Annotated in this window: 17 protein-coding genes and 1 other RNA gene; 12 read left to right on the top strand and 6 right to left on the bottom strand. The window is 61.1% G+C overall.

Annotated elements, in window-relative coordinates; translation table 11 throughout:
- Positions 1-116: 116 nt before the first annotated feature.
- From ACWTV3_RS02020 to rnpB, 4 genes are all read left to right on the top strand, one after another.
- Positions 117-6,302, top strand: a complete 6,186-nt coding sequence (locus ACWTV3_RS02020; RefSeq protein WP_498476607.1) for a cytosine permease — start codon at positions 117-119, stop codon at positions 6,300-6,302.
- 9 nt (positions 6,303-6,311) lie between these two features.
- A complete protein-coding gene (locus ACWTV3_RS02015; protein ID WP_498476606.1) occupies positions 6,312-7,130 on the top strand; it encodes a Nif3-like dinuclear metal center hexameric protein in 819 nt (272 codons plus the stop codon).
- Between the two features lie 30 nt (positions 7,131-7,160).
- The gene (locus ACWTV3_RS02010) at positions 7,161-7,901 is read left to right on the top strand and encodes a zinc ribbon domain-containing protein (RefSeq protein ID WP_498476605.1); all 741 of its coding nucleotides are present in this window, start codon (positions 7,161-7,163) and stop codon (positions 7,899-7,901) included.
- A 32-nt stretch (positions 7,902-7,933) separates the two neighbouring features.
- Positions 7,934-8,305: RNase P RNA component class A (rnpB, locus tag ACWTV3_RS02005), an RNA gene on the top strand.
- 75 nt (positions 8,306-8,380) lie between these two features.
- On the opposite strand, the gene ACWTV3_RS02000 is transcribed toward rnpB, so the two are convergent.
- Genes ACWTV3_RS02000 through map form a run of 3 tightly spaced genes read right to left on the bottom strand, consistent with a single transcriptional unit; the run spans position 8,381 to position 10,761 of the window.
- Positions 8,381-9,091: a VIT1/CCC1 transporter family protein gene (locus ACWTV3_RS02000; RefSeq protein WP_100388859.1), complete on the bottom strand. Its 711-nt coding sequence runs from the start codon at positions 9,089-9,091 to the stop codon at positions 8,381-8,383.
- A 2-nt stretch (positions 9,092-9,093) separates the two neighbouring features.
- Positions 9,094-9,840 (bottom strand): polyphosphate--glucose phosphotransferase, encoded by a 747-nt coding sequence (ppgK, locus tag ACWTV3_RS01995; RefSeq protein WP_498476604.1) that lies wholly within the window; start codon positions 9,838-9,840, stop codon positions 9,094-9,096.
- 54 nt (positions 9,841-9,894) lie between these two features.
- Entirely contained in the window at positions 9,895-10,761 is an 867-nt protein-coding gene (gene map / locus ACWTV3_RS01990) for a type I methionyl aminopeptidase (protein ID WP_498476603.1), read from the bottom strand.
- Between the two features lie 49 nt (positions 10,762-10,810).
- Here map and ACWTV3_RS01985 point away from each other — a divergent pair, with 49 nt between their 5' ends.
- Positions 10,811-10,978 carry a methionine aminopeptidase gene (locus ACWTV3_RS01985; RefSeq protein WP_341619839.1) on the top strand — a complete coding sequence of 56 codons (168 nt, stop codon included), beginning with the start codon at positions 10,811-10,813 and terminating at the stop codon, positions 10,976-10,978.
- Here ACWTV3_RS01985 and panB read toward each other — a convergent pair.
- Positions 10,975-11,805: a 3-methyl-2-oxobutanoate hydroxymethyltransferase gene (gene panB / locus ACWTV3_RS01980; protein ID WP_498476601.1), complete on the bottom strand. Its 831-nt coding sequence runs from the start codon at positions 11,803-11,805 to the stop codon at positions 10,975-10,977. The two genes, ACWTV3_RS01985 and panB, sit on opposite strands and share 4 nt — an antisense overlap.
- Before the next feature lie 151 nt (positions 11,806-11,956).
- Between panB and glnA (ACWTV3_RS01975) the strand changes: the two genes are divergently transcribed.
- The 5 genes from glnA (ACWTV3_RS01975) to ACWTV3_RS01955 all read left to right on the top strand — a co-directional run bounded on the left by glnA (ACWTV3_RS01975) (position 11,957) and on the right by ACWTV3_RS01955 (position 21,206).
- Complete coding sequence (gene glnA, locus ACWTV3_RS01975) at positions 11,957-13,294, top strand: type I glutamate--ammonia ligase (RefSeq protein WP_341619842.1); 1,338 nt, start codon at positions 11,957-11,959, stop codon at positions 13,292-13,294.
- A 16-nt stretch (positions 13,295-13,310) separates the two neighbouring features.
- On the top strand, positions 13,311-16,244 hold the full coding sequence (locus ACWTV3_RS01970; RefSeq protein ID WP_498476600.1) for a bifunctional [glutamine synthetase] adenylyltransferase/[glutamine synthetase]-adenylyl-L-tyrosine phosphorylase: 2,934 nt from the start codon (positions 13,311-13,313) through the stop codon (positions 16,242-16,244).
- A 547-nt stretch (positions 16,245-16,791) separates the two neighbouring features.
- Entirely contained in the window at positions 16,792-18,282 is a 1,491-nt protein-coding gene (locus tag ACWTV3_RS01965) for a glycosyltransferase family 2 protein (RefSeq protein ID WP_498477928.1), read from the top strand.
- Positions 18,266-19,732 (top strand): glycoside hydrolase family 26 protein, encoded by a 1,467-nt coding sequence (locus tag ACWTV3_RS01960; RefSeq protein WP_498476599.1) that lies wholly within the window; start codon positions 18,266-18,268, stop codon positions 19,730-19,732. The genes ACWTV3_RS01965 and ACWTV3_RS01960 overlap by 17 nt, the downstream gene beginning before the upstream one ends.
- 22 nt (positions 19,733-19,754) lie before the next feature.
- Positions 19,755-21,206, top strand: a complete 1,452-nt coding sequence (locus tag ACWTV3_RS01955) for a UDP-glucose dehydrogenase family protein (RefSeq protein ID WP_498476598.1) — start codon at positions 19,755-19,757, stop codon at positions 21,204-21,206.
- Positions 21,207-21,274: 68 nt separating this feature from the next.
- Here ACWTV3_RS01955 and glnA (ACWTV3_RS01950) read toward each other — a convergent pair whose 3' ends face one another.
- Positions 21,275-22,711 (bottom strand): type I glutamate--ammonia ligase, encoded by a 1,437-nt coding sequence (glnA, locus tag ACWTV3_RS01950; RefSeq protein ID WP_498476597.1) that lies wholly within the window; start codon positions 22,709-22,711, stop codon positions 21,275-21,277.
- A 137-nt stretch (positions 22,712-22,848) separates the two neighbouring features.
- Here glnA (ACWTV3_RS01950) and ACWTV3_RS01945 point away from each other — a divergent pair, with 137 nt between their 5' ends.
- Positions 22,849-23,253, top strand: a complete 405-nt coding sequence (locus tag ACWTV3_RS01945; RefSeq protein WP_498476595.1) for an RDD family protein — start codon at positions 22,849-22,851, stop codon at positions 23,251-23,253.
- A gap of 83 nt (positions 23,254-23,336) precedes the next feature.
- Here ACWTV3_RS01945 and ACWTV3_RS01940 read toward each other — a convergent pair whose 3' ends face one another.
- Positions 23,337-24,053 carry a DUF4191 domain-containing protein gene (locus ACWTV3_RS01940; protein ID WP_498476594.1) on the bottom strand — a complete coding sequence of 239 codons (717 nt, stop codon included), beginning with the start codon at positions 24,051-24,053 and terminating at the stop codon, positions 23,337-23,339.
- A 177-nt stretch (positions 24,054-24,230) separates the two neighbouring features.
- Between ACWTV3_RS01940 and ACWTV3_RS01935 the strand changes: the two genes are divergently transcribed.
- Positions 24,231-25,736, top strand: coding sequence for a hypothetical protein (locus ACWTV3_RS01935; RefSeq protein ID WP_498476593.1), 1,506 nt, complete (start codon positions 24,231-24,233; stop codon positions 25,734-25,736).
- Positions 25,737-25,743 lie beyond the last annotated feature (7 nt).

Genomic DNA, 25,743 nt, shown 5'->3' with positions numbered 1-25,743 from the left:
GGGAGACGCCTTTTCCGCTCTCGTAAATCGGTCTATCCCTCATATTTGTTTCGATAACTGCGCTAACAACGGCTAGTCATACCCGCAAAACATTGGTATCGCCTTAGGATTTGTGCATGGCATTCCACGACGACGTTGACGACGCGAACGATGCGAACGACGAAACGTCTTCAAAGCATGAGTTCGAACTACCTTTCCCGCACGCTGCGGCTGCGAAAAAACCCGGCTCAGATTCGGCTGAGCCCCTGAGCGATGACGGTCGTATCGACCTCAGCGAAGCGTCAGCTGACGGCATTATCGATCTCGATGCCGCCCTCAACGGCGAAGCACCCGAACATGCTGCAGCGCTGGATGACTCTCTCGCGCCTCCCGTGGATTCTGCTATCCCTGCACCCTTCGACTTGAACGAAGAATTTCAGCGCTCGGATATCGCGGATGCGCTCGATCAAGGAATGCCGCCCTGGGCCATGGCCCCGGCGCCCGATCCGACTCAAGCCGTTCCGCAGCTTGACGCCCCCGAGTCCGCTTCAGTTTCGGATGCCCCGGTGAGCGCCGAAGAGCTGCCCTCCGCTGTCTCGGACTCAGCGACTGCCTCCGCAGATGATGATGACGACGACCCGTACCAAATTCCTGCTGACTACACGACGCCCGATTTCTTCGCCTCACGAATTTCGCGTCGGCGGACTCCGGCCGAAGCAGAGGCAGAGAATGCTGCCGCTGCGGCTGCTGAACTTGCGGCGTTGGAGGAAGAAGCAAGCGCGACTGCCGGAGGTGCCGAGGGGGGCGCTGCAACCGGTGACGCTTTCGATGTGAGCGCGGACTCTGCAGACGAAAAAGAGTTCAGCTTCGAATCCCTTTTCGCTACTGAGGAACCCGCCGCCGCGTCGAAGCCCCCAGCATCCGCTGACGACTTTGACGACACGATGTGGGCTGACGTTTCGCCTGCGATTGCTGAAGACGAGCCCGCTGCAGAGGCGGCCGAATCAGACGCGCCAGCAAACCACATTTGGAAGCTCGGGCCGCTTGAGCCCGAGGTCGCCGGAACGCCGGTGCCCGCTAGTTCTTCCGTGCCAACCGATGGCACTGAGCTTCCGACGGACACCGCCGCCGCTCTTCCCATTGAAGAGGTAGTTGAAGGCGCCCCGATGTGGAACCTCGACGGCAAAGACGCTGCCGCCACGGCCGCAGAGGCTCCGAGCCTTGGCCTCGACGGGTTCCTGTCGCTCGATAACGACCAGCCCGTTGAGGATGGGGCTGCTGGAGCTGAGCAGTCGGCCACTGACGCTTCTCATGCTTCATCAGATGCCACTGCGGAAGCCGAAAACGTCGCTGCTGAGCTCCCGCCGGTCGAAAGCGTTTCGGCCTTCGACCTCGATGCTGCGTTCAAAGAAGCGGCTGCCGCCGTACCCGCGGGTGACTCGAGCGCCGACGCCGAGGGAGACGTTGCTGACACCACCGACCTCGCAAACGATGATCCCACTCTGGGTGCCCCGGCCCCTGATGCTGCGTTCGATTTCTTCGCTGCGCTGAACGACGACGTCGCACAAGATGCACCCGTCGAGCACGCCAATCAACCATTAGGCAGCGGAGAAGCCGCAAACAGCGTCGAGGAGTCAGGCGTCAATGATGTTGACGAGCCAGCTGCCAACACCGTCGACGAGTTGCCTGTCGACAGCGTAGACGCGACCGCAGACGACGCTTCGATCGATCCCGTGGTCAAGTTCTTCGCCGCCCCTGCTCCTGCTCCCGGAACTCCTGCGCCTCCAGCCGAAATGCACAACAGTGCCAGCTCTGCGGCGGAGTTCGATGTGTCTGAGGTTGCAGGATCGGAAGCAACTAAGGCGGATACCGCTGAGGCACCAATAGCTGATGACGAGGATGCCGCTCGTGATGCCGAAGCTGCTTCGCCCCTAGCGCCATGGTCGTTGAGCGCTGAAAATGCAATTGATCTGGATGACGAAATCGCTCCCGTCGTGAATACGCACGACGAGTCGACCCAGCTCGATCACTCTGAGTCGCCGGCTGTTGAGCCAGTTGCGGACGAATCGGTAGACGCTGGCGCCGACGATTTCAGCGCGTTCCTTTCGCTTCCAGAGGAAGAGGAAATCGCGGCAACAACGGACGTCGAAGAGCAATCCGCTGCGGTAGCTGATGCCGCGCCATTTACTGTTGCGCCCGCCCAGCCCGCCGTCGAGAGTGACGCAGTTGATGCCGAATCAGGGTTCGGCTCTGAACTGCCGTCCTTCCCGGCGCCGGATGTCACCGCTTCATCCGCGGACGAGCCGGCTCAGGTGCCGTTGAGCAGTGAAACCGACGTCGTTGCTGACGCCACAGCCGCCACTAACTCTGAGGCCGACTCCGACTCCGACTTCGAATCGCCATTCGCCCCGCGGCAGTCATTCGTTGCCCCCTCGGCTGATGCGCCAGCTCCTCGCGTAGAGGATCTGTTCGCCGCAGCGGAGGATGTCGCCCCGGTTGATGAGTCGTCGCCGGCCGCACCCTTCGTCTCCAGCTTTGCTCCGCCGGCGCCGATGGCCCCGATGGTGCCCGAGAATCCGCAAACCGAAGCCACAACTGCGGCGCCCGCGGCCAATGCCTCGTCCACTCCGGATGATGCTTCGTCCACTCCGGATGATGCTTCGTCCACTCCGGATAGTGCCTCGCCAGTCGCCGGCGCGCCCATCGAAGAAGCAGCTGCTTCGACAGCGGACGAGCCCGCCGAGGCTTCCGCTGAATCCGATGCGAGCGCTACTGGCGAGGGTGATGACGCGCCGACGCCACCGACCCGCCGCTCGATGGCGGATGAAGAGTTGCTGACCTGGGCAGACAACCCTGCGAATCAATCGACGGGAACGCTCAGCGTCATCGAGGTCCTTGAGGCTCAATTGCGCTTGCGTGAAGAAGAAGCGCGCGAATATCGCGAGTGGGAGACTACGTTCCGTTCGCGCGGTGGCCCCGTAGCTGATCAGGTTATTGATCAAGTCCGATCGGAGTTCGCCGACGTCGTAGACGACGACCATGAAGCATCCGCGCCCAGCAATGCCGCAACGGATGCCCCCGAAGCTGACGCAGCGCCAGCCGCGTTCGCTCCCGCCCCCGAAGCAGTCGGAACCCCTGAAGCGGCCGAAGTACCTGAGGTTGCTGAAGCACCTGAGGCAGCTGAAGCACCTAAGGCGGCCGAAGCACCTGAGGCGGCCGAAGCACCCGAGGTTGCAGCAGCGCAGGAGGTTGCGGAGGCGCCCGCCGCCGCTCCGGCTGCCCAGCTGCCGGCCTGGGACGTGCCGCCGCCCAGTGAATCGTGGTCGCCCCCCGCTGACTTCGAAGACGAGATCCCATTCGCAGCCCATGCGGACCCGACCGGCTCCATCACGCTTCCCGTGGTTGGCGAAATCTCGGATGACAGCGCAGGGACTGCCGACACCGACGGTTTCGCATCCGCCTCTTCTCAGACGCCTGCTGCCGACACTTCGGCTGCTGCCGACACTTCGCCTGCTGCCGACACTACGGCCGCTCCTGAGAACGAACCAGTTCCTGACGCTGCGGCCGAAGCGACGACTCACGTTGCTGAGGATGCCTCCGCCGAGCCGGAAGCCGAAGTGCAGACCGAGGAGCAGACCGAGGAGCAGGAACCCGTAGCGGCGCCGCTGTTCGATCCCGCATCCGGTCTCCTGAGCTTCAGTGACACAACTCCTGAGCCTGCGGTCTCGCCTGACGCAACGGAAGCACCAGCAGCCCCTATCGCTGAGGATCTCTTCGCAGCGCCCGCTCCATCAGCCCCATCAGCGTCGGCTGCTCCTCCTGCTCCTTCTGCTCCTGACGCACCTGCTGCTTTTGCCGGACAGGCCGCACCGGAGTTCCCTGCCGACGAAGATGGCGATTACGACGAACTGCCCTTCGCCCCTCCGGCTCTCGTTGAGCCCGACACTGCACCGAGCATTCCGCGAGCGAATCTCGATGAGCATGTCTCCTTCGGCGATTTCGGCTTCGCGCCACCGCCGGCTGATGCTCCGGCTGCTGACATGCCCGAGGCTGTAGCTGAGGAGGACGCCTCCGAAGCGCCGTTTGCGTTTGGCCTGAGCGCTGAAGCGAACGCTTCCAACACTTCAACGCCCACCGTCGATGACGCAGTTTCTATCGACTCAGCGATCGCGCCGGTCGAAGCACAGGGTGCACCCACTCCAATTGCACCACTTGAAACGCCCGAAGCTTCAGCTGCAGCTGAAGCTGAAGTCGAGCCGACATCTGATGTCACGGCTGCTGCGGCCCCGGCGTTCAACTTCGCCTCGACGGAAAACCCGCACTACGTCGCGTCCGACCCGATCGATTTCGATGATCTCCTGAAGACTGACGACATCGATGATGCCGACGTCGACAGCGATGAGCCTGAGGTTGATCCTCTCGTGGCATTGCTGGCGAACGCCGCTCCGCCGATGCAGGGTGACCCTCTCTCCGAGCTGCAGACCGGTTCGATCGCGGTCAACCAGGCCGATTTCGAAGCAGAATCTGACGATGCTGTAGATGACAGCGATCGCCTTACTTATTCCACGGATCTTTCTGCAGGCGTTAGTGACGTTCCTTCCGAGAGCACTGCTACGAAGGACGATGAAATCCCGTTCGCCGCGGGTGCCGCAGGCGCCGCCGCGATCGGGGGAGCCGCTGCAGCAGCATCACTCGCATCGCAGCCGGCACCAATCGGCGCCGCAGTGCCGCTTCCGGCGCCCGCTGCCGCGCCCGTCGTTGCCGAGGCTGCGGCCGCACCGTCGGTACCTCAACCAGTAGCGCACTCCACTGCGGTGGTTGCTCAGCAGCCCCTCGGACTCGAGGAAGTTGCACCGACCGCTCAGAAGGTCTTCAGCCTCGAAGAGAGCGGCCTTGAGCCCACCCCTGTAGACCGTCGAATTGGTCACGCGGCTCGTTTGTTCTGGCTGTGGTTCGCGGCTAACTCGTCGATCGTGAGCCTCGGTCTCGGTGCCGCGGTCTTCGCTGTCGGGATGAGCTTGCGCCAGTCGATCGTTGCGATCTTGGCTGGTGTCGCTCTGTCGTTCATCCCTCTGGGCCTCACGACTCTCGCGGGCAAGCGCAGCGGTCAGCCGACGATGGTCGTCTCGCGAGCGTCCTTCGGCGTTCTCGGCAACATCGCACCGTCGGTTGTCGCTCTTATCGCTCGTCTCTTCTGGGGAGCGGTACTGCTGTGGGTCTTGGCATCGTCGGTGGCAATCGTGCTCGTCGGTTCCGACCTCAACGGTGGTCTCGGCGATCGTCAACTGCTGTTGATCGCTCTAGCCCTGTCGTTCCTGATTGCGCTAGTGATCGCCTTTGCTGGCTACCCGCTGTTTGCGCGCATCCAGCTCATCCTGAGCATCATCTCGGGTGTTCTCGTCGTCGGTCTCATTGGCTTTACGGCGCAGTTCATCGACGTCTCTCAGGCTCTCACCACCCCCGACGGCTCGTGGTTGCTCACGATCACCGGCGCCGTGCTCGTCTTCAGCTTCCTCGGTCTGGTCTGGGCCTACAGCGGTGCGGACATTGCTCGCTACCAGCGTCCATCGTCGAGCGGTGGGGCTTCGATGCTCTCCGCTACGTTCGGTGCTGCGCTTCCCGCGTTTGCACTGATCGCCTACGGTGCGCTTCTCGCCGCATCCGACCCGGCCATCGCTCGTGGATTCTTGGCATCGCCTCTCGATACCTTGATGCTCCTGCTGCCGAGTTGGTACCCGATCCCGCTACTGCTCGCTGCAACGCTGAGCCTCCTCTCCGGCATCACCCTGAGCCTCTACTCCGGCGGTTTTGCCCTCCAAGCAATCGGTGTGCGCGTTCCCCGTCAGTGGTCGATTGTGATCGTTGCCGTATTGCTCGGTGCTCTCTCGATCCTCTTCGCGTTCGGCGTCAACGGTGGCATCAACGAACTGTTCCGGGATGTCGCGACAACTCTCGCGGTACCCACTGCAGCGTGGGCCGGCATCTTTGCTTCGGAGACCATGATCCGCACCCGCAAGTTGGACAGTGCGGCGTTGCTTTCCCGCGGTGGTGTTTACGGCGACGTGCGTTGGGTCAACCTCAGCGCGTTCGTCGTGATCTCCGCAATCGGCTTCGCTCTCACGAGCGCAACGATCAGCTGGCTTTCATGGCAGGGCTACGGCTTCACCGCTCTCGGTGTAGACCTCACCTCGGAGCTTGCTGGAACCGACCTGGGCGTACTCGTTGCTCTCGGCCTCGGACTCCTGACGCCACTCGTCGCGGGCATCCCCGCCATCCGTCGTCAAGAGGCTGAGCAGGCTGAGCGCGCTCCGCGTCCCGCCTAGACTGAAAGCGTGTCTACTACTGTCGCTCACGTAATTGCCGCGGCTGAACAGCTCTGGCCCGTTTCTGGTGCCGAAGCGTGGGATGCCGTGGGCCTCGTCTCTGGCGACCTCGGTGCTCAGGTGTCGAAGATCTCGCTCGCTGTCGATGCGGTTCTCGACACCGTCGACGAGGCGATCGCCGACGACGCCGACATGCTCATCACGCATCACCCCCTTTTGCTGCGGGGCGTAACGTCGGTCGCCAGCGACCGCTACAAGGGCGCGGTACTTACCAAGTTGATCCGAGCCGAGTGCGCTTTGCTCGCTGCCCATACCAATGCGGATGTCGTAGAAACGGGAACATCGGGTCGCTTCGCCACCAAGCTGGGCTTGTCGTCCATCGCTCCCATCGTTGAAGGCGAAACCCCGGGTCGTGGCATCGGCCGCACGGGGCAACTGCCGGAGGCGATGACACTCGGTCGTCTCGCTCGCCTCATCGGTGAGATCCTGCCGCCGACGGCGACGGGCATCCGTGTCGCCGGCGATTTCGATCAACTCGTTCACTCGGTGGCATTGTGCGGGGGAGCGGGTGACGCATACTTGAACGACCCGGCCGTGTTGGCGTCGGATGTGTACATCACGAGTGACCTTCGGCATCATCCGGCCTCTGAGGCTCGGGAGAACGCTCGGCTGCAGAATGGCCCGGCACTGATCGATGTGTCGCACTGGGCGAGCGAGTGGTTGTGGCTCGATGCCGCAGCCAACGAATTGCGTGCGCTGCTGCCAGACGTAACGATTACGGTGAGCGAACTGCGCACTGACCCTTGGGATTTTGCGGTTGTGCAGTAAGCGCACCGTTAGACAGAAAGAAGCATGACTATGGCGTTGACCGCTAGCCCCGCTGACCAAGCTTTACTCCTCGACCTGCAGGCCTTCGACACGAAGATTGCCCAGTTGGAGCACCGCGCTAAGAAGCTTCCCGAGCACGAACAGCTGTCGGAACTCAAGAAGCACCGCGACAAGCTTCAGCTGACGATTCTCGAAGAGCGTGGCATCAAGGAAGACATCGAGCTCGAAATGAGCCGCATCGAGTCTGACGTCACGGTTGTCGAAGCGCGCATTGCTCGTGACACGTCACGCCTCGATGCCAGTTCTTCACCCAAAGACGTTGCCGCGCTTGAGCAGGAGCTCACCGCTTTGCGCACGCGACTCAGCAACCTTGAAGACATCGAGCTCGCCGTTATGGAGAAGCTCGAAGCGCAACAGAAGGTCGTAGATAACCTCCTGGAGCAGGGCGGAAACCTCACCTCTCAGTTCGCCGAACTCGAAGCCAGCCGCGACGAGGCTCTCTCCGTGATCGAAGCTGAGCTGGGCACGACTCGCACCGGTCGCACCGCGTTGCAGGCCACCATTCCGGCGGACCTTCTTGCTCTCTACGAACGTCAGCGCGATCGTTACGGCGTTGGCGCTTCGTTGTTGCGCGGCGGAGTATCGCTGGCATCTGGAGTCAAGCTGCTCGAGAATGAGATGCAGGAGATTCGTGCTGCCGCGCCCGACGCCGTGATTATGTGTGCCAGCAGCGAAGGCATCCTTGTCCGCACGAACGAGTCGGGACTCTAAGCGCTCTCCAAACGCTAAGCTAGACCGTTGAATGGGTCGGCAAGACGGTCGCGTTATCCGTTACGGATACCGAGGAACGTCCGGGCTCCGTAGAGCAGGATGGTGGGTAACACCCACCCGGGGTAACCCGCGAGAACAGTGCAACAGAAAGTAGACCGCCACAGACTTCGGTCTGGGGTAAGGGTGAAACGGTGGTGTAAGAGACCACCAGCGGCCGGGGTGACTCGGTCGGCTAGGTAAACCTCGTCCGGAGCAAGATCAGACAGAAGACGCCAAGGCTGCTCGCCAAGTCTTCGGGTAGATCGCTAGAGGTGTGCGGCAACGTACATCGTAGATAGATGACCGTCCAGCGCGAGATTTCGGTTTCGTGTGAACAGAACCCGGCGTACTAGCCGGCCCATTCCTTCATCGCAGCCCAGCTGCGCACTCAGCCGCGAAGCGCGGGCTCTGACGCGGCGCGCCTACCGGCGAGGCAGCGTCTAAACGACGCCGCTAGTGCCGAGCAAGGTTCCGATCAGGAACGTGGTGATGAGCGCGAGTGCGCCGCCAATCACGATGCGAAGTGTTGGTCGCACCCAACTATTGCCGCCGACGCGGGCCGAGAGCGCACCTGTAATTACCAAGGCCGTCAGCACCGCGATAAACGTCGCGAGAACTCGAATGGGTTCGGGAGCGATAAGAATTGCAGCCAGCGGTAGAACTCCGCCGACGGTGAAGGCTAGCGCGGATGCTCCGGCTGCTTGCCAAGCGCTCACGACGTCGTGTTCGGTGATGCCGAGTTCGGCTTCGAGGTGTGCCGCCAGCGCATCATGCTGCGTGAGCTCTTCAGCTACCTGCTGAGCGGTGGCAGCGCTAATGCCCTTGGCCTCGTAGATAGCGGCCAGTTCAGCCAACTCCTCTTCGGGCATCTCGGCGAGCTCGCGGCGCTCCTTCTCAATGAGCGCACGCTGGCTATCGCTCTGGCTGCTTACGCTCACATACTCACCGAGAGCCATCGAGATTGCCCCGCCAACGAGCCCGGCGACGCCGGCGGTGATGAGCGGTGCGATGGCGGATGTCGCACCCGCGACACCCACAACAATGGCCGCGACCGACACGATTCCATCATTCGCGCCCAAAACTCCCGCGCGCAACCAGTTCAAACGACCCGCGAGGTCTCCCGAGTGGGGCTCGTTCGAATGGAAGCTCATCGTTATTCCTTCACGGCTAAGGCTGCGGCGCCCATGATGCCGGCGTTGTTCCGCAGCTTCGCAGGAATGATTGGAGCATTCAGCTTCAGCAGCGGCAAGAACTTTTCGTGACTCTTAGAAACACCGCCGCCCACCAGAATGAGGTCGGGGGAGAAGAGCAGTTCAAGGTGGGTGTAATAGCGCTGCAGTCGCTTTGCCCAGGCTTTCCAGCTCAGACGGCGGCGTTCTTTCGCTGCAAACGAGGCGCCCTTTTCTGCGTCGCGGCCGCCGATCAGCAGATGCCCGAGTTCGGAGTTGGGAACGAGCGTTCCGTTGTAAATCAGGGCACTGCCGATTCCAGTGCCCAGTGTGGTGAGTAAGACGAGCCCCGAGACACCCTGGGCGGCGCCGTAACGCACTTCGGCAACGCCAGCGGCATCCGCATCGTTCACGAAGTGGATGTCGCGACCGAGGGCTTTCTCGAATTGCTTCTCGGCATCCAGCCCTATCCACTCTTTGGAGATGTTGGCGGCAGACATGGTCTTGCCGTTGCGAACGATCGCGGGAAAGCACACACCAACGGGCATGCCTTCTGGGAGGCCGCCGAGCTTCTCGATCAGTTCGACAACGACGGCAATGATCTCTTTAGGCTTGCCCGACTTGGGCGTTGCGATCTTCATCCGCTCGCTCACAAGTTTGCCGGTATCGGTGTCAACGATCGCACCTTTGATACCGGTGCCTCCGATGTCGATTCCAAGTGCCTGAGTCATAGTGTCTACTTTCGCGTGCGTAGGGATGCGTCAGATCGTGTGCGAGCGTTGTCGTTAGGGAAGCGTCAGAATTTCGGTGCCGCGTTCAGTCACAACCATTGTGTGTTCAAACTGGGCAGTCAAGCTCTTATCGCGGGTGGTAACCGTCCAGTCATCAGCCCACAGGTCCCACTCGTGGGTGCCGAGCGTCAGCATTGGCTCGATCGTGAAGACCATGCCGACCTCGATCACATCGTTGAACTGCGGCGCGGAGTCATAGTGCGGAATGATGAGGCCCGAGTGGAATGCTGAGCCAACCCCGTGCCCGGTGAAGTCTCGAACCACGCCATAGCCAAAACGCTTCGCGTACGACTCAATCGCGCGGCCGATCACGTTGACCTGGCGACCGGGTGCCACGGCCTTGATGCCGCGGTTGAGGGCTTCCTGAGTGCGCTCCACAAGGTTGCGGGCATCCTCCGATACATCTCCAACGAGGAATGTCTTGTTGAGGTCGCCGTGCATGCTGTCTTTGTAGGCGGTGATATCGATGTTGATGATGTCGCCATCCTCAAGCACGGTGTCATCAGGGATGCCGTGACAGATCACTTCGTTGATGCTCGTGCAGCATGACTTGGGGAACCCGCGGTAGCCCAACGTTGAGGGGTAGGCGTCGCGCTCGAGCATGTACTCGTGGGCGATGACATCGAGCTCTGCCGTCGTGATGCCGGGGCGAATAGCGGCACCAACCGCTTCGACTGCACCGGCGGCAATCTTTCCCGCGGCGCGAATGCGGTCAACTTCTTCGGCAGTGTAGACGTCGGAACCGGTGAACGGGCGCGGCGCCGTCTTGCCGACGTACTCGGGCCGAGTGATCGACTTCGGTACAGCGAGTTGAGATGGGATTACTCCCGGAACGAGGTGACCAGAATTATCCCGAGGCATTGGTCTAGTCTACCGGCGTAGTCTTACCGCGAGCGAAAGGACGAACCACATGGAGCAATGGTGGTACAACCACAAGACTGGTGAAGTCGAAGAGGGGCCGCAATCACTTGCGGTTGATCGCGATGGACCATTCGAAACGCGAGCAGAAGCCGAACGAGCTCCGCAGATCATCGCCGAGCGTGCCCGCAAATGGGCGGCGGAGGAATCCGACGCCTAGTACGAGTGGTCCTCGGCCGGGTAAGAGCCTGAGGCCACATCGGCACGGTATTCGTCTACCGCGCCCGCGAGCGTCGCACGCAAGTCGGCGTACTGTTTGACAAATTTGGGGATGCGACCCTTAGTGAGGCCAGCCCAGTCCGTCCAGACTAGGAGCTGCCCATCAACGTGGGGGCCAGCGCCGACACCGATCGTCGGAATCGTGAGTGCTTCAGTAATCTTGGCTGCGGCATTCGCGGGAACCATTTCAAGCACGACCGCAAACGCGCCAGCCTCTTGAACGGCGAGAGCATCGGCGAGAAGCTGCTCGAAGCCGTCGCCACGTCCCTGAATAACGTGGCCACCGAGGCCGTGTTCGCTCTGCGGTGTGAAGCCGATGTGAGCCATCAACGGAATGCCGGCATCCACGATGCGTCGGATCTGCTCGGCGCTGCGCACGCCACCTTCGAGCTTCACGGCGTGGGCGCCGGTTTCTTTCATGAACCGGAACGCCGTGTGGAGCGCCTCATCCGATCCGGTTTCGTAGGAGCCGAACGGCATGTCGGCGACAACAAAGGCGCGCGTCACAGCGCCAGCAACAGCGCGCGTAAGGGGGATGAGGTCGTCGATGCTCACCGGAAGAGTGGTGTCATAGCCATAAACGTTGTTGCCGGCAGAGTCACCCACCAAGAGGAAGTCGATTCCCGACTCGTCGAAGATTCCGGCGGTCAACTGGTCATAACTGGTGAGACCAACAATCTTGATGCCGTTCTCTTTCGCCGTCTGAAAGTGGCGAGTGCGAACTCGTTTGAGCTTGGCTTGGGCCTCAGCGGCGGCAGAGTCAGTCATAGCCGCCAGTCTATCGACACCGGCGAACGGTTCAATTGGGCTAGTGCGGCGGCGAGTGCGCTGCATAGATGCCTCAGAGCAAGTAGCCTTAGATTGGCAGAATCGATGTCGCAATTTCGCGGCAGGGCACGGATCGAGGGACTCAATGTCAATGGATAAGCAGCGCGACTTCGTTCTTCGCACTATTGAAGAACGCGGCATCAAATTCGTACGCCTCTGGTTTACGGATGTCGTGGGCACGCTCAAGAGCGTCGCTGTTGCTCCAGCAGAGATCGAGGGCGCGTTCTCAGAGGGCCTCGGCTTCGACGGTTCGGCCATTGAGGGCTTCACTCGGGCGTACGAGGCAGACATGCTCGCGCATCCCGACCCCACCACTTTCCAAATTCTGCCGTGGCGTGGAGAGATTGATCCCACTGCACGTATGTTCTGCGACATCACGACGCCTGACGGCCAGCCCGCAGCATCCGACCCTCGTAACGTGCTCAAGCGCACGCTCGAGAAGGCGGCCGAGCGCGGCTTCACGTTCTACACGCACCCTGAGATTGAGTTCTACTTGCTCAAGTCGAGCAAGCTCAAGAAGGGTCGCCCTGAGCCGGTTGACTCGGCAGGGTTCTTCGACAACGTTCCCGGGGGAACAGCCCACGACTTCCGTCGCCGTTCGGTGCGGATGCTCGAAGATCTCGGCATCTCGGTGGAGTTCAGTCATCACGAGTCGGGCCCCGGCCAGAACGAGATCGACCTCCGCTACGCCGACGCTCTCACGACCGCCGACAACATTATGACGTTCCGCACCGTGATCAAAGAGGTCGCTATCGAGCAGGGTGTCTACGCGACGTTCATGCCCAAGCCGATGTCGGGTCAGCCTGGTTCGGGAATGCACACCCACATGTCTCTCTTTGAGGGCGACCAGAACGCGTTCTACGACGCGAGCGGTCACTACCAGCTGTCAAAGGTCGGTCGTCAGTTCATGGCCGGCGTTCTCAAGCATGCTCCCGAAATCACCGCCGTCACGAACCAGTTCGTGAACTCGTACAAGCGGCTCTGGGGTGGCGACGAAGCGCCGAGCTTCGTCACGTGGGGTCACAACAACCGTTCCGCTCTCGTGCGTGTGCCGTTGTACAAGCCTGGCAAAGGGCAGAGCGCCCGCATCGAGTACCGCGCTCTCGACTCGGCTGCCAACCCGTACCTTGCTTACTCGTTGCTGCTTGCTGCCGGGCTCAAGGGCATCGAAGAGGGCTACGAACTTCCCCTCGAGGCTGAGGATGCCGTCGGCGATCTCTCGGAGCATGAGCGCCGTGCGCTCGGTTACGAGCAGTTGCCGTCGAACCTCAACCACGCGCTGAGCATCATGGAGAACTCCGAGCTCGTTGCTGAAACGCTGGGGGAGCAAGTCTTCAACTTCGTTCTTCTCAACAAGCGTCGCGAGTGGAAGGAATACCGCGCTCAGGTAACGCCGTACGAGCTCGAGAGCAGCCTAGAGATCCTCTAGACCCCGCGGTCACGTTATGTCGACGCCTACCTACACCCTGACCGAACTCGCCAAACTGGGCTTTCTCGAGCTCAGCGAGGCACGAGAGCGCCTTGTGGCGCTCGATCGGCCAGAAGTGCCGGCCGCGTTGTTCTCTCGTGCAGCGGACCCTGACCAAGCGCTTCGGCTGCTTCTCGAGCTCTCCGAATCGGCGCCTCAGCAGTTAGTGCCGCTGCTTCAGAACGATGAAGCCGCTGTGCGCCTCGTTCAAGTGCTCGGAGCATCCTCCGGGCTCGGCGACTTTCTCGTTCGTCATCCCTCTGAATTGGATGCGATGTGCACGCCGATCGCGGCGCCATCCTCGCCGGAGGAATACGTCGAGTCGCTCACTGAGGTAACGCGTGAACTCGACGAGGAGGATGCCTGGGTTGCGCTGCGCGTTCGGTACCGTCGTGAACTAGCCAAGATCACGGCGTGGGACCTCGCTCAAGACGATCCGCTTGCCGCCGTCGACCGCGTCGCGATGGCACTCGCCGACCTTGCGGGAGCAGCCCTCGAAGCTTCTCTCTCGGTCGCCCGTCGTTCCGTGAACTTTCCCGAAGCGGATGTTGCTGCCACCCGCATCGCCATCATCGGCATGGGTAAGGCCGGCGCGCGTGAACTGAACTACGTGTCGGATGTCGACGTGATCTTCGTCACGGAGCCCGACGGCATCAGCGCCGACAGGGCTGTCACGATCGCAACGCCACTCGCCGTGCAGACGATTCGCGGCATCCAAGACCTCACGATTGAGCCTGCCCTGTGGGAGGTCGACACGAACCTTCGCCCCGAGGGCAAAGACGGTGCTCTCGTTCGCACGCTCGACTCGCACCTGGCGTATTACGATCGCTGGGCAGAGAGCTGGGAGTTTCAGGCTCTGCTCAAGGCGCGCCCCCTCGCCGGTGACCGCGAGCTCGGCGGCCGCTATATCGGCGGCGTCTCGCCGCTTGTCTGGTCCAGCGCCTCTCGTGAAAACTTCGTCGCTTCAGTGCAGCGGATGCGGGAGCGCGTAACCGAGAACATCCCGCCTCAGGAGCGCGATGTGCAGCTCAAACTCGGCCCCGGCGGTCTGCGTGATATCGAGTTCACGGTGCAGCTACTGCAACTCGTGCACGGGCAGAACGATGAGAGCGTTCGCCAAACCTCGAGCCTTCAGGCGCTCATCGCGCTGGCCGAGAGCGGCTACATCGGGCGCACTGAAGCGGGCGAGTTCGCGCGCGACTATCGATTCTTGCGGCTGCTGGAGCACCGCATCCAGTTGTCCCGCCTGCGTCGAACGCATCTCATGCCGCGCGACCCGGATGACCTCCGGGTGCTCGCACGCGCCACCGGCATCGCGAAGAACGCCGCTGACCTCACCGAACAGTGGCAGCGCACCAAGATCGCCGTGCGTCGGCTGCACGAGCGTCTCTTCTATCGCCCCTTGCTCTCCGCGGTGGCAGCACTGCCCGAAGAGGGCTTGGCGCTGTCGAGCGAGCAAGCGGCTGCGCGTCTCGCGGCCATCGGTTTTCTCGACCCCAAGGGTGCGCTCGCGCATATTGCGGCGCTCACGGGTGGTGTCTCTCGCCGCGCGACGATTCAACGCGCGTTGCTGCCCGTCATGCTGCAGTGGTTCTCTGAGGGTGCCGATCCCGACTACGGGCTGCTCGCGTTCCGTCGTCTCAGTGAGGCGCTGGGGGAGGCCTACTGGTTCTTGCGAATGCTGCGGGATTCCTCCGGAGCAGCTGAGCGACTGACGCACGTGCTTTCGGCATCCAAATATGTGGGTGGATTGTTCGAACGTATTCCGGAGGCGGCTGCGTGGCTCGAGCATGAGAAAGAGCTTCGTCCCCGACCACTCGCGGTCCTCCGTGATGAGGCACGCGCAATCGTCTCCCGCCACAAAGGACATGAGGATGCAGCGGCGGTGGCCCTGCGAACCGCACGTCGTCGTGAAGTGCTTCGACTCGCGATCGGCTCCATCGTTGGCGTGATCTCGATTCAAGAGCTCGGCCGTGGGTTGAGCGACATCACGACCACCATTCTCGAGGGAACGCTCGCAGTCTTGCGTCCTGAACCCGACGGAATCGAGTTTGGCATCATCGCAATGGGACGCTACGGGGGAGCCGAGTCCGGCTTCGGCTCCGATACTGACGTGATGTATGTCTATCGGGCGACTGATGCGTCCGCCGAAGACGCCGCGAAGCGGGCTACTGCTCTCGCGAAGGGCCTCACTCGAATAACCGAAGACGTCAAGCTTCCTCTCGATCTCGACCTCGATCTTCGTCCTGAGGGAAAGAACGGCGCCATTGTGCGGTCTCTCGAGTCGTACGAGGCCTACTACGAACGCTGGTCACTCACCTGGGAAGCGCAGGCCCTGTTGCGTGCGCGCGGTGTTGCTGGCGATGAAGCGTTGCTCAACGATTTCACCGAGCTTGCCAATCGCGTGCGCTACCCGAAAGCGATCTCTCCGCAGGATGTTCGTGAGGTCAAGCGCATTAAGGCCCGCGTCGAGTCAGAGCGGCTTCCACAGGCTGCAGATCCGTCGCGTCATCTCAAGCTCGGCCGAGGATCACTGAGTGACGTCGAGTGGTTCGTGCAGCTTCTTCAGCTTCAATACGGTGCCGCCGTGGAGGGTTTACGCACAACGTCGACGTTGGACGCTCTGGATGCCGCTGTCGCGGAGAAGCTGGTCACGGCATCCGATGCAGAGCGGCTTCGTGAAGCATGGATCCTGGCATCACGAGCTCGGTCTGCCATCACACTGTGGACGTCTAAAACGTCGGATGTTCTCCCCAACGATCGCCTTCAACTCGAGGGAATCTCGCGCATGTTGGAGTATCCGCCGGGCTCTGCCAGCGAACTTGAAGAGGACTATCTTCGCGCCACACGTCGTGCTCGCCGAGTGTTCGAGCGGCGCTTCTACGGCGTCGCCAACGTTCCTCGTTCCTAAGAAGCTGCTCGGCTCTGCGCCGCGGAGTTCATGCCGTCTGGCGTGTGCTTCTAGGGGCTTCATTGTTTCGGCTATGTAAAACCTGAAACCAATTCGGGCACCTTCAGGCGTCGCTTTAGCGCCCTCCATTCTTGTACCCCATTGTGGGGAGGGGTGGCGGCGAATTCGCGCCTTGGATTCGAAACCGACGCCGCCGTAGACGATCAGTTCTACCCGTTCCCGCCGAGTTCTCATCGCCCGAAAAGCACCTCGGACGGGCACTTTCTTGAATCCGACTCTGCCTCAGTGACCGAGTGTCGATACAGCTAACGAGCCTTCGCTCGACGTCGCAGAGCGAGGAGTAATAGTCGCCCGAAAACGTCAGCCGAAAGGCCCACATCGCGACTGCGCGGCGTCTGCGACCGAGACCACTTTGTGTCGCAACCTGCCGAAACAGGAGCCTTGCGGCTGGCGAAACTAGCGGGCAATAATCAAGCAACTCAGCGCTGAGAAGCATCCTCAGCGTCGCGGATGATCACCTTTCACAATGACAAAGTCGGGGGCATTCGTGTTTATTTTCATTCTGCAGCTTCGCCACATGATCGAGGGTCACCCCGAGATCTATATGTTCGCCATCTACTCATCGCTTATCTGGGCGCTCTGGCTGCTCAAGGTCATTCTGTCGTCGCGGTATCGACCGTATACGGGCACTTTTACGGGCACGACAAGTGTCGTTGTGCCAGTGCTGGACGAGCCCGAGGATCTCTTTCGAGACGTTCTCGCTCGTATGGTCGAACAGCGGCCCTCCGAGATCATCGTGGTCATCAACGGTGCGCCGAACCCCACGCTGGAGAGAATCAGCGAAGAGTTCGCGCCGCTGGTGCGGTGGGTTCACACTCCCATCCCGGGCAAGCGCAATGCCGTAATGATCGGCACGGAGCTGTCGACAGGCGACATCACCGTGCTTGTCGATTCCGACACGGTGTGGACAGACAACACATTGTCAGAGCTGGTTCGTCCGTTCGCCGATACCAAAGTGGGCGGGGTCACGACGAGGCAGCGCATCCTGGAGCCGGAACGAAGCTGGATTACCCGCTGGGCGGACTGGCTGGAAAACTCGCGGGCGCTGTACTCAATGCCGGCTCAGAGCGTGCTCGGCCAAGTGGGATGCTTGCCCGGACGCACGATCGCGTTCCGCAGGTCGATCATGATGCGCGTGATGGACCGCTTCATGAATGAGCGATTCATGGGCGTGTTTCTCGAGGTCAGTGACGATCGAACCCTCACCAACCTCGCGCTTCAGGAGGGTCATCGCACGGTGTACCAACACACCTCGCTGGTATACACCGATGCTCCGCTTGAGGTGAAAAAGCTGTACAAGCAGCAACTGCGGTGGGCACGGGGCAGTCAGTACAACACACTTCGGATGCTCCCCTGGATGCTAGGGCACGCTCCCGTACTCGCCGTCTTCTTCATTATGGACATCATCCTGCCGTTCCTGCTTGCGGGAGTAATAGCGGGCTGGATCTATAGGGCCGTGAGCGGGCAGGGATACAACTTCTACGAAGGCTTCCTCTCGGAATACGGAGTGCAGAGCGGCGTGCTTTTGGTGCTCGGCCTCATGGTCGTTTCCTCGGTCGTGAGCATGGCGATTCGGCAAGTGCGCCACCTCTCTGAGAAGCCCATGGACTTCTTCCGGCTTCCGGCCTTCATTATCGTTTCGACGGCGTTCCTCATGCCCATCCGACTCATTGGTTTCTTCAAGATGGGCCACGCCAGCGGCTGGGGCACCCGGGCAGGGGCGTACGCGGGTGGCAACTCCAATGATCTTCTCGTCGAACAACTCGATGCTGACCGTAACGCTATCGCTGATCTCGATTTCCAGCCGGCGAGCCCTGCCGGGGCGGTGGCTGTGCTTGAAGCGCCGCCACGACGCGCAACACGCGTGGCAGCGAAAGCAGCTCCTGCACGTCGGCTCAACCCCAAGGCCGCGTGGCCTTACGTCATTGGCATTTCGATCTTTGCAGTAGAGGCGGTATCCATTGTTTTCTTCTCGTAACTCCGCAATCAGTAGTAGCGCCGCAGCATGGTGGGCAGTCAGTAGCGCGAGAACACGCTGGACGGGCGTCGGAAGCGCCGCACTAATTCTCACGCTCGGCGCGACTAGCGCCTTCGTCTGGATCTCACCGACTAGTCCCGTCAATCAAACCCTCAGCAACGCCGCGAAGAGCGTGCTCGGAGCAGAGACTTTGGCGGCTGAACGAGCCGCGTGGGAGGAGGAGAGAGACGATCTTCTCTCCGAGATCGAAGGGCTTGAAGCATCGATTGATGTCGCCAAGGAGAACCTGACGGAGACGAACGCCCAGTCTGCTGCGCTGCAGCAGGAACTGTGGTCGGTCGAGGGCACGCTCAAGGCTTTGCAAGCTAGTAAGTCGGCAAACTCCGCAGCGCCAGCACCATCAACCTCCAGCAAACCGCAGACTCCGTCGATCACGGCAGGAATAACGGCGCCGTCCAAAGCCGAGATCGTGAATCCCGCCTCGTCCTATCTGGGGCTATTCACGGAGCAAGCACCGTTCAACTGGGCAACGTACGACTCGGTTTCAGACAAGTTGGGCAGCACCCCCAACGCGGTGGGCTATTTCGGCGGCTGGGATGAAGACTTTAGGGCAAATGCGGTCACGCGATCGTGGGAACGAGACACGCTTCCCATTCTGACCTGGGAGTCACGTCCGATCGGCGCGGCAAACGATCAAGTCATCGAGCCTGATTACACCCTGCCGACGATCATCGGTGACCCCGAGGCTGGCGTTGCTGGTGCGTTCGATGACTACCTTCACCAGTACGCACGGGACATCGTTGCTACAGGGCTACCCCTCGGCATCCGCCTCGACCACGAGATGAACGGTGTCTGGTACCCGTGGTCTGAGACGGATGGGCAAGGCAACTCCATCAACTCGAATGGCGTCGGGGACTTCGTCGCCATGTGGCAGCACGTCCACGACATCTTCGCCGAAGAAGGCGCCAATGATCTTGTGGTCTGGATTTGGTCTCCCAACATCATCAATAATCTGCCCGCGACCCATCAATCGTCTGATTTCCTCGACGCTTTATATCCCGGCGACGAGTACGTGGACTGGGTGGGGCTATCCGGTTACCTCCGACCGCCGTACATCGCTGAGAACGACTTCACCTTCAGCTACACCTTCGACGCGAGTCTCGCTGAACTGCGGCGCATCACAGACAAACCGATCTTCCTCACCGAAATCGGTGCATCAGAAACAGGAGGCCATAAAGCCGAGTGGGTTTCCACGCTGTTCGAATCACTTGCAAAACCAGAAAATGACGACATCATCGGAATTTCCTGGTTCAACTTGGCAGTCACTTCCTACGTAGAAGGGGAGCGTGCGACGAACGATTGGCGCATTGATTCCCGTGCTGACTCGCTCACGGCCTTCATTGAAGGCCTGGCGAGACCCGATAGCGACTTCACCCTCACAACACGCTGAACCGATGAATAAGGAGAACGATATGAACAGCACAGCAGCATCCGCAGCAGGGCAGATCATCGGTCAGTGGGGCGGCGCTGAGCGTCCCCGCTTGAGCGTCGTCGGTACCGGCTATCTCGGAGCAACCCATGCCGCCGCGATGGCCGAGATGGGCTTCGACGTCATTGGGGTCGACACCGATCCCGCCAAGGTGAAGCAACTCAGCGAGGGAAAAGTTCCCTTTTTCGAGCCGGGATTACCTGAGCTCATCCGCACGCACGTCGCGAGCAGGAGACTTCGCTTCACGACCGACCTGGCAGAGGCTACTGCGAACTCCGACATCCACTTCATCTGTGTGGGTACCCCGCAGCAGCGGGGGAGTAACGCGGCGAACCTCGATTATGTCGAAGAAGCGACGCGACAGGTGGCGCGCTATCTCACGCACGACGGGCTCATCGTCGGCAAGTCGACGGTGCCGGTGGGCACAGGGGCACGCTTGCGCTCCATCATTGCGGATGCGGCCCCTCTGGATGTCGCGGTCGAACTGGTGTGGAACCCCGAGTTTCTCCGTGAGGGTAAAGCTGTCGAGGACACGCTGCGCCCAGATCGCATTGTGCTGGGCGGAGTCTCTCCCCGATCGGAAGCGGCGCTTCGCCAGGTGTACGCGATCCCCATCGAATCGGGTACACCCGTAATTGTGTGTGACCTTCCGACGGCAGAACTCGTCAAGGTGAGCGCGAACGCATTCTTAGCCACCAAGATCTCCTTCATCAACGCGATCGCGGAGGTGTGTGACTCCGCTGGCGCCGACGTGGCGGTCTTGGCGGATGCGCTCGGTCACGATGTGCGCATCGGCCGGCAGTTCCTCAACGCGGGCCTCGGATTCGGTGGGGGCTGCCTGCCGAAGGATATTCGCGCTCTCATCCACCGCTCGAGTGAACTCGGCGCGACGAAGGCTGCGGCGCTGCTTCAACAGGTCGATGAGATCAACATGTCGCAGCGGCTCCAGGTAATCGGTCTGGCCATCGACGCCTGCGGAGGCTCAGTGCTCAACCGTCGCATCGGAATCCTGGGTGCTGCTTTCAAACCGCTCACCGACGACGTGAGAGACTCGCCAGCGCTTAACGTGGCAGCAGCGCTGCACCTGCGCGGGGCTCAAGTGGTGGTCTATGACCCGGAAGCCACTGAAACGGCCCAGCGGATGTTCCCCACGCTCACCTATGTGGGTTCGGTCGACGAGGCGGCAGCAGGTTCCGATGCATTGCTTGTGCTCACGGAATGGGACGAGTTCACTTCGAGCGATCCGGTTGCTCTGGGTACTCTCGTCGGCCGCCGGGTCATGATCGATGCCCGAAACTGCTTGCACGCTGCGACGTGGCGTGCTGCTGGCTGGTCATTCAGCGGACTCGGGGCGGCATCCTCTCAGGCTCCGGCTATTGACGGCAGCGGCGTCGACCTCACGCGGCGCATGCCGCAGTTGGCAGCAGCGGGCTAGTTCGGAGTCGTTAACGAAGTGGGGCCGCATCCCGAAGGATGCGGCCCCACTCTGTGCTGTGTGAGCGCTTAGACGCCGAAGTACAGTTCGTACTCGTACGGGTGCGGGCGCTGTGCGAACGGAAGCAGTTCGTTCGTACGCTTGTAGTCGATCCAAGTCTCAATGAGGTCCTTGGTGAACACGTTGCCTTCCATGAGGAACTCGTGGTCGGCTTCAAGGGCAACGAGTGCCTCTTCGAGTGAAGCGGGAACCTGAGGAATCAGGCGTGCTTCCTCGGGAGGCAATTCGTAGAGGTCCTTGTCAACGGGCTCGTGCGGCTCAATCTTGTTCTTGATGCCGTCGAGGCCAGCCATGAGCTGAGCCGCGAATGCGAGGTACGGGTTACCCGAAGCGTCAGGCGCGCGGAATTCGATGCGCTTGGCCTTGGGGTTCGTTCCCGTGATCGGGATACGGATGGAAGCTGAACGGTTTCCAGCCGAGTACACGAGGTTTACGGGAGCTTCGAATCCCGGGATCAGGCGACGGTACGAGTTGACCGTGGGGTTCGTGAACGCGAGCACAGCAGGAGCGTGCTTGAGGAGTCCACCGATGTACCAGCGAGCAGTGTCGCTGAGTCCGCCGTAGCCCTTTTCGTCGTAGAACAGCGGCGATCCGTCGTTCCAGAGCGACTGGTGGGTGTGCATACCTGAACCGTTGTCGCCGAAGAGCGGCTTTGGCATGAACGTTGCCGTCTTACCCCACTCGTTCGCCGTGTTCTTGACGATGTACTTGAACTTGAGGATGTCGTCACCGGCGTGGACGAGAGTGTCGAACTTGTAGTTGATCTCACCCTGGCCTGCGGTGCCGACCTCGTGGTGGCTGCGCTCGACCTCGAGTCCGACATCGATGAGCTTCACGACGATGTCGTCGCGGAGGTCAGCGTGCTGGTCAACGGGGGAGACGGGGAAGTAGCCGCCCTTGAAGGGGGTCTTGTTGGCGAGGTTTCCGCCTTCTTCGGTGCGGCCGCTGTTCCAGGCACCTTCGCTGGAATCAACTTCGTAGAAGCTCTTGTTGGCCTTCACTTCGTAACGCACGTCGTCGAAGATGTAGAACTCTGCTTCGGAGGCGAAGAATGCGGTGTCCGCAATTCCCGTTGAAGCAAGGTACTTTTCCGCCTTCTTGGCAACCTGGCGCGGGTCGCGAGCGTAGATCTCGCCGTTGCGGGGGTTGTAGATGTCGAAGATGATGACGAGGGTGCGCTCGACGCGGAAGGGGTCGACGTACGCGGTAGTGACGTCGGGGATCAGCTGGAGATCCGACTCGTGGATTGACTGGAAGCCACGAATCGATGAACCATCGAACAGCTGGCCGACAGCGAAGAAGTCTTCGTCGACTGAGGCTGCGGGAATGTTGAAGTGCTGCTGGATACCGGGCAAGTCGGTAAACCGGATGTCGACGAACTTGACGTCTGTGTCCTTGATGAAAGCAAGAACCTCAGACGAATTGGTAAACTTCGGATGAGACATTGAGTGGAACTCCAAGGGGTTCATTTGGTGATCGGCTGTCGTTACAGCCACCTCTTAGGGTACAGAACCCGAGTTTCGACGTCACGTCAGAAATGTTTCCGGCATGTTACGCGCCTACCGTTCGTTAGGCTGGTGAAGTGAACCAGCAAGCAATAACCCCCGACGAGTGGCCAGGTAAAAGAATCGGACTTCCCGCGGAAGGCCCGAGATCAATAGGTCGCTTCGGCCGACGGTTAGTGGCCCTCGCTATCGATTGGGGCTTTGCGGTTGTCGTCTCAATCGCCTTCTTCGACTACGACGCTTTTGCCACGCTCGGCATCTTCGTGGCGGCCCAAGTCGTGTTGCTGATCACGGCCAATGGAAGCTTCGGTCATCTGATTACCGGAATGCGAGTAGTGCCGGTGACCGGTGGCATGCTGGGCGTCTGGCGTCCGCTTGTCCGCACAATTCTGATGGCACTGGTCATTCCTGCAGTGATTTGGGATGTCGATCAGCGCGGTATGCACGATCGTCTCGCTGGCACGCTCTTGGTGCGTCGCTAGTCCCGCGACCGGCACGGAAGTCACGGCGGTTAACGCACGAAGCCGACACGCCCTGGGGCATGTCGGCTTCGGTAATGAAAAGCTTAGGCGCGCTGCGAACGCTGAGCACGAGCCTTCATCGGGTCGATTCCCTTGGGAATCGGAAGGCTGTTCTTATCGAGTGAGGTCAGTCGGTTGGTGATGGCGAGGATCTCTGGTTTGCGCAGTACGTTCTTGAGTCGACCGAGTGCCGGCGCGAGCTTGTGCAGTGCTACCGAGTCAGCGTCGGGGCCGACGTAGATAAAGTGCACGGGAACGTTGGGTAGGAAGCGGTTCATCTTGCGACGTTCATCTTCGAGCATTTTCTGGGTGCGGCTGCGGGGACCCTCGCCGATCAGCGCAATGCCGCCCTTGCCGACCGCGCGGTAGACAGCATCTTGAGTCTTGGGGCTAATCGCTACGGGCATTTCGCTTGCGGTCCACCCGCGGCGAAGAGAGCTCTTCAAGACGGCGCCTACAGCTCCGGGCTGACCTGCGATTTGAGAGTACGCAGCGCGTTCGGCGCGACGGCCCAAGACGATGAGGAAGGCGAGAAGACCTGCCATCACGCCGGCCACGATGTAGAGCACGAAGCCGAGAACGTTCTCTGACGATAGAAGGAAAGCCAAGGCGAGTCCGACAAGAATCGGCAGCAGGAAGGCCAACAGGAAGAACCAAATCGCGAGGTTGTCGTACCGTCGCGTCATCTGGAAAACCTGGTACATCTGCTTGATGCGACCGGGTTCTTTTTGAGCCTTGGGGGTCTTTTCGCTGCGTGCCATGGTTCTAGGATAAGGCCTCCAGCGGTTCTATGAATTCGACGAGGGCAAAGATGTCGTTTCGCCCGCGGGAAGCCGAGCATCGAGAGCTCTAGTCCTCCAGTTTCCGGCACCCTCACCGTGATCCCCATGTTCGTGCGCGAGCTCCATCGCGACTCACCAACACGCGAAGCTGAGCGGGTGAATGAGAACACTATTGCGGGCTATCGCACGATTCGGTCACTGAAAGAAAACACTGAGGCTCAGACGATCTTGGTCCGTTCGAGCGCCCACGAGGGCGAAGCAGCGCTTGCCGAGTTGAAGACTGTCAAGCGCTTTGAGGCGGGCGCCGCGATATCGCGCATACTCTCGGAGATCGAGTGCGGCGTCCGAGCGAACGGGGAGTCCGTGTGCCCGGTTGAAGACATCGCGTCAGCTCCCGATGGTTCACCTGTGATCGTATCGTCGTGGCAGAGCGGAGGAACGCTTCGCCGCCTCTTGCGGGAGCGCGAGGCATTGCGGCCAGGCGAAGCGATCACGATTCTGGCTCCACTGAGCGCTGCTCTAGGTCGGGTTCATCGCGCTGGCGTCGTGCTGAGCGTAATCACACCAGACGGCATCCATTTCGATGCGGCAGGACGCCCATTCTTCGCCGAGTGGGAACACGCGCAGTCGAGGGAGACCTCTCCCACGCCGAAGGAGTTGCAGTGGGACTCCGCATTCCGGGCGGATCGCATGAACTTCGCTACCCTTGCGTGTGGAGTACTTGCGGCTATTAGAGCGGACCGAGAAATTGAGCGACGTGCCGCAGAGCTCACGGAGTGGCTGAGTGACATTGAACAGAGTGCCACGTCTGTGTGGGAGCTCGATTGGGAACGCAAGCTTTTTGAACTGGGGGCACCCGAACCCGTGCGGCTCGAGCTGGAGGGCGAATCCCCGGCTGCTCACTCTGAGCCGGTCCTATTCGACCGCAGCGCACTTGTGACGACGCTGCCCGAGGGCGTGAAGTCTGAATGGGGTGCTGTATTCGCGCTGCCGCCTGGTATTCAGCGCAGCGTCGTCGAGACGGCTCACCGTATCCGCGGATTCTTCGACGGCGTGGTTGGCTCGGCGCGAAAGTGGTGCGCACCGGTCCGAAAGCGAACATGGTTCATCGCCGCAGCGGGAGCTCTCGCGCTCGGACTGGCTGCAACAATACTGCTTTCCGATGATGCGGATGCGGGCGCGGATGCCAGCGCAGAAGCCTCCCGCGCAATCTCCGCCCCCGATAGCGGAAGCGATACTCCGGATGTGTCGGCTGCCGGCGCGGCACCGAGCAGCGATGGAGACGCTGCCGCTGTCCCGGAGATCGAGTTGACGAGTGGTGCCGGTGGACTAGCCGAGGACCCGCTCGAGGCGCTCCCCACTCTTTTGGCGACTCGCGCAGATTGTCTTCGGGATCTCTCAGTGGAGTGTCTCGACGCGGTGTCGCGTAGCGAATCGCCAGCATTCGCGGCGGACTCGGCCATGATCAGCGAGGTGATCGAGGGCGCAGAACTCTCCTCTGTCGTGCTTTTCGACGCGGCTCGTGCCGTGGAGGTGCAGCGTTTGGGCGACAGCGTGCTCTTCGAGTTTGAAACGCCTGGGGACGAAAGCGAACCGGCCTCGCTCCTTCTGGTGAAGGGCGAGGCCGGTTGGCGAATCAGGAGCTATACGCTCCCTCGATGATGCGGGA

The sequence above is a fragment of the Salinibacterium sp. AL4.1 genome (genome assembly GCF_059767305.1).
Note: the sequence above shows the minus strand (reverse complement) of the source record. Positions and strands in the feature narration are given on the sequence as shown.

Excerpts from the sequence above, each read along its gene's own strand:
- ACWTV3_RS02020 (WP_498476607.1), top strand. The coding sequence starts at position 117 with ATGGCATTCCACGACGACGTTGACGACGCGAACGATGCGAACGACGAA.
- ACWTV3_RS01970 (WP_498476600.1), top strand. The coding sequence starts at position 13,311 with ATGTCGACGCCTACCTACACCCTGACCGAACTCGCCAAACTGGGCTTT.
- ACWTV3_RS02010 (WP_498476605.1), top strand. The coding sequence starts at position 7,161 with ATGGCGTTGACCGCTAGCCCCGCTGACCAAGCTTTACTCCTCGACCTG.
- ppgK (WP_498476604.1), bottom strand. The coding sequence starts at position 9,840 with ATGACTCAGGCACTTGGAATCGACATCGGAGGCACCGGTATCAAAGGT.
- glnA (WP_498476597.1), bottom strand. The coding sequence starts at position 22,711 with ATGTCTCATCCGAAGTTTACCAATTCGTCTGAGGTTCTTGCTTTCATC.
- panB (WP_498476601.1), bottom strand. The coding sequence starts at position 11,805 with ATGACTGACTCTGCCGCCGCTGAGGCCCAAGCCAAGCTCAAACGAGTT.
- ACWTV3_RS01940 (WP_498476594.1), bottom strand. The coding sequence starts at position 24,053 with ATGGCACGCAGCGAAAAGACCCCCAAGGCTCAAAAAGAACCCGGTCGC.
- ACWTV3_RS01955 (WP_498476598.1), top strand. The coding sequence starts at position 19,755 with ATGAACAGCACAGCAGCATCCGCAGCAGGGCAGATCATCGGTCAGTGG.
- ACWTV3_RS01985 (WP_341619839.1), top strand. The coding sequence starts at position 10,811 with ATGGAGCAATGGTGGTACAACCACAAGACTGGTGAAGTCGAAGAGGGG.
- map (WP_498476603.1), bottom strand. The coding sequence starts at position 10,761 with ATGCCTCGGGATAATTCTGGTCACCTCGTTCCGGGAGTAATCCCATCT.
- glnA (WP_341619842.1), top strand. The coding sequence starts at position 11,957 with ATGGATAAGCAGCGCGACTTCGTTCTTCGCACTATTGAAGAACGCGGC.
- ACWTV3_RS02000 (WP_100388859.1), bottom strand. The coding sequence starts at position 9,091 with ATGAGCTTCCATTCGAACGAGCCCCACTCGGGAGACCTCGCGGGTCGT.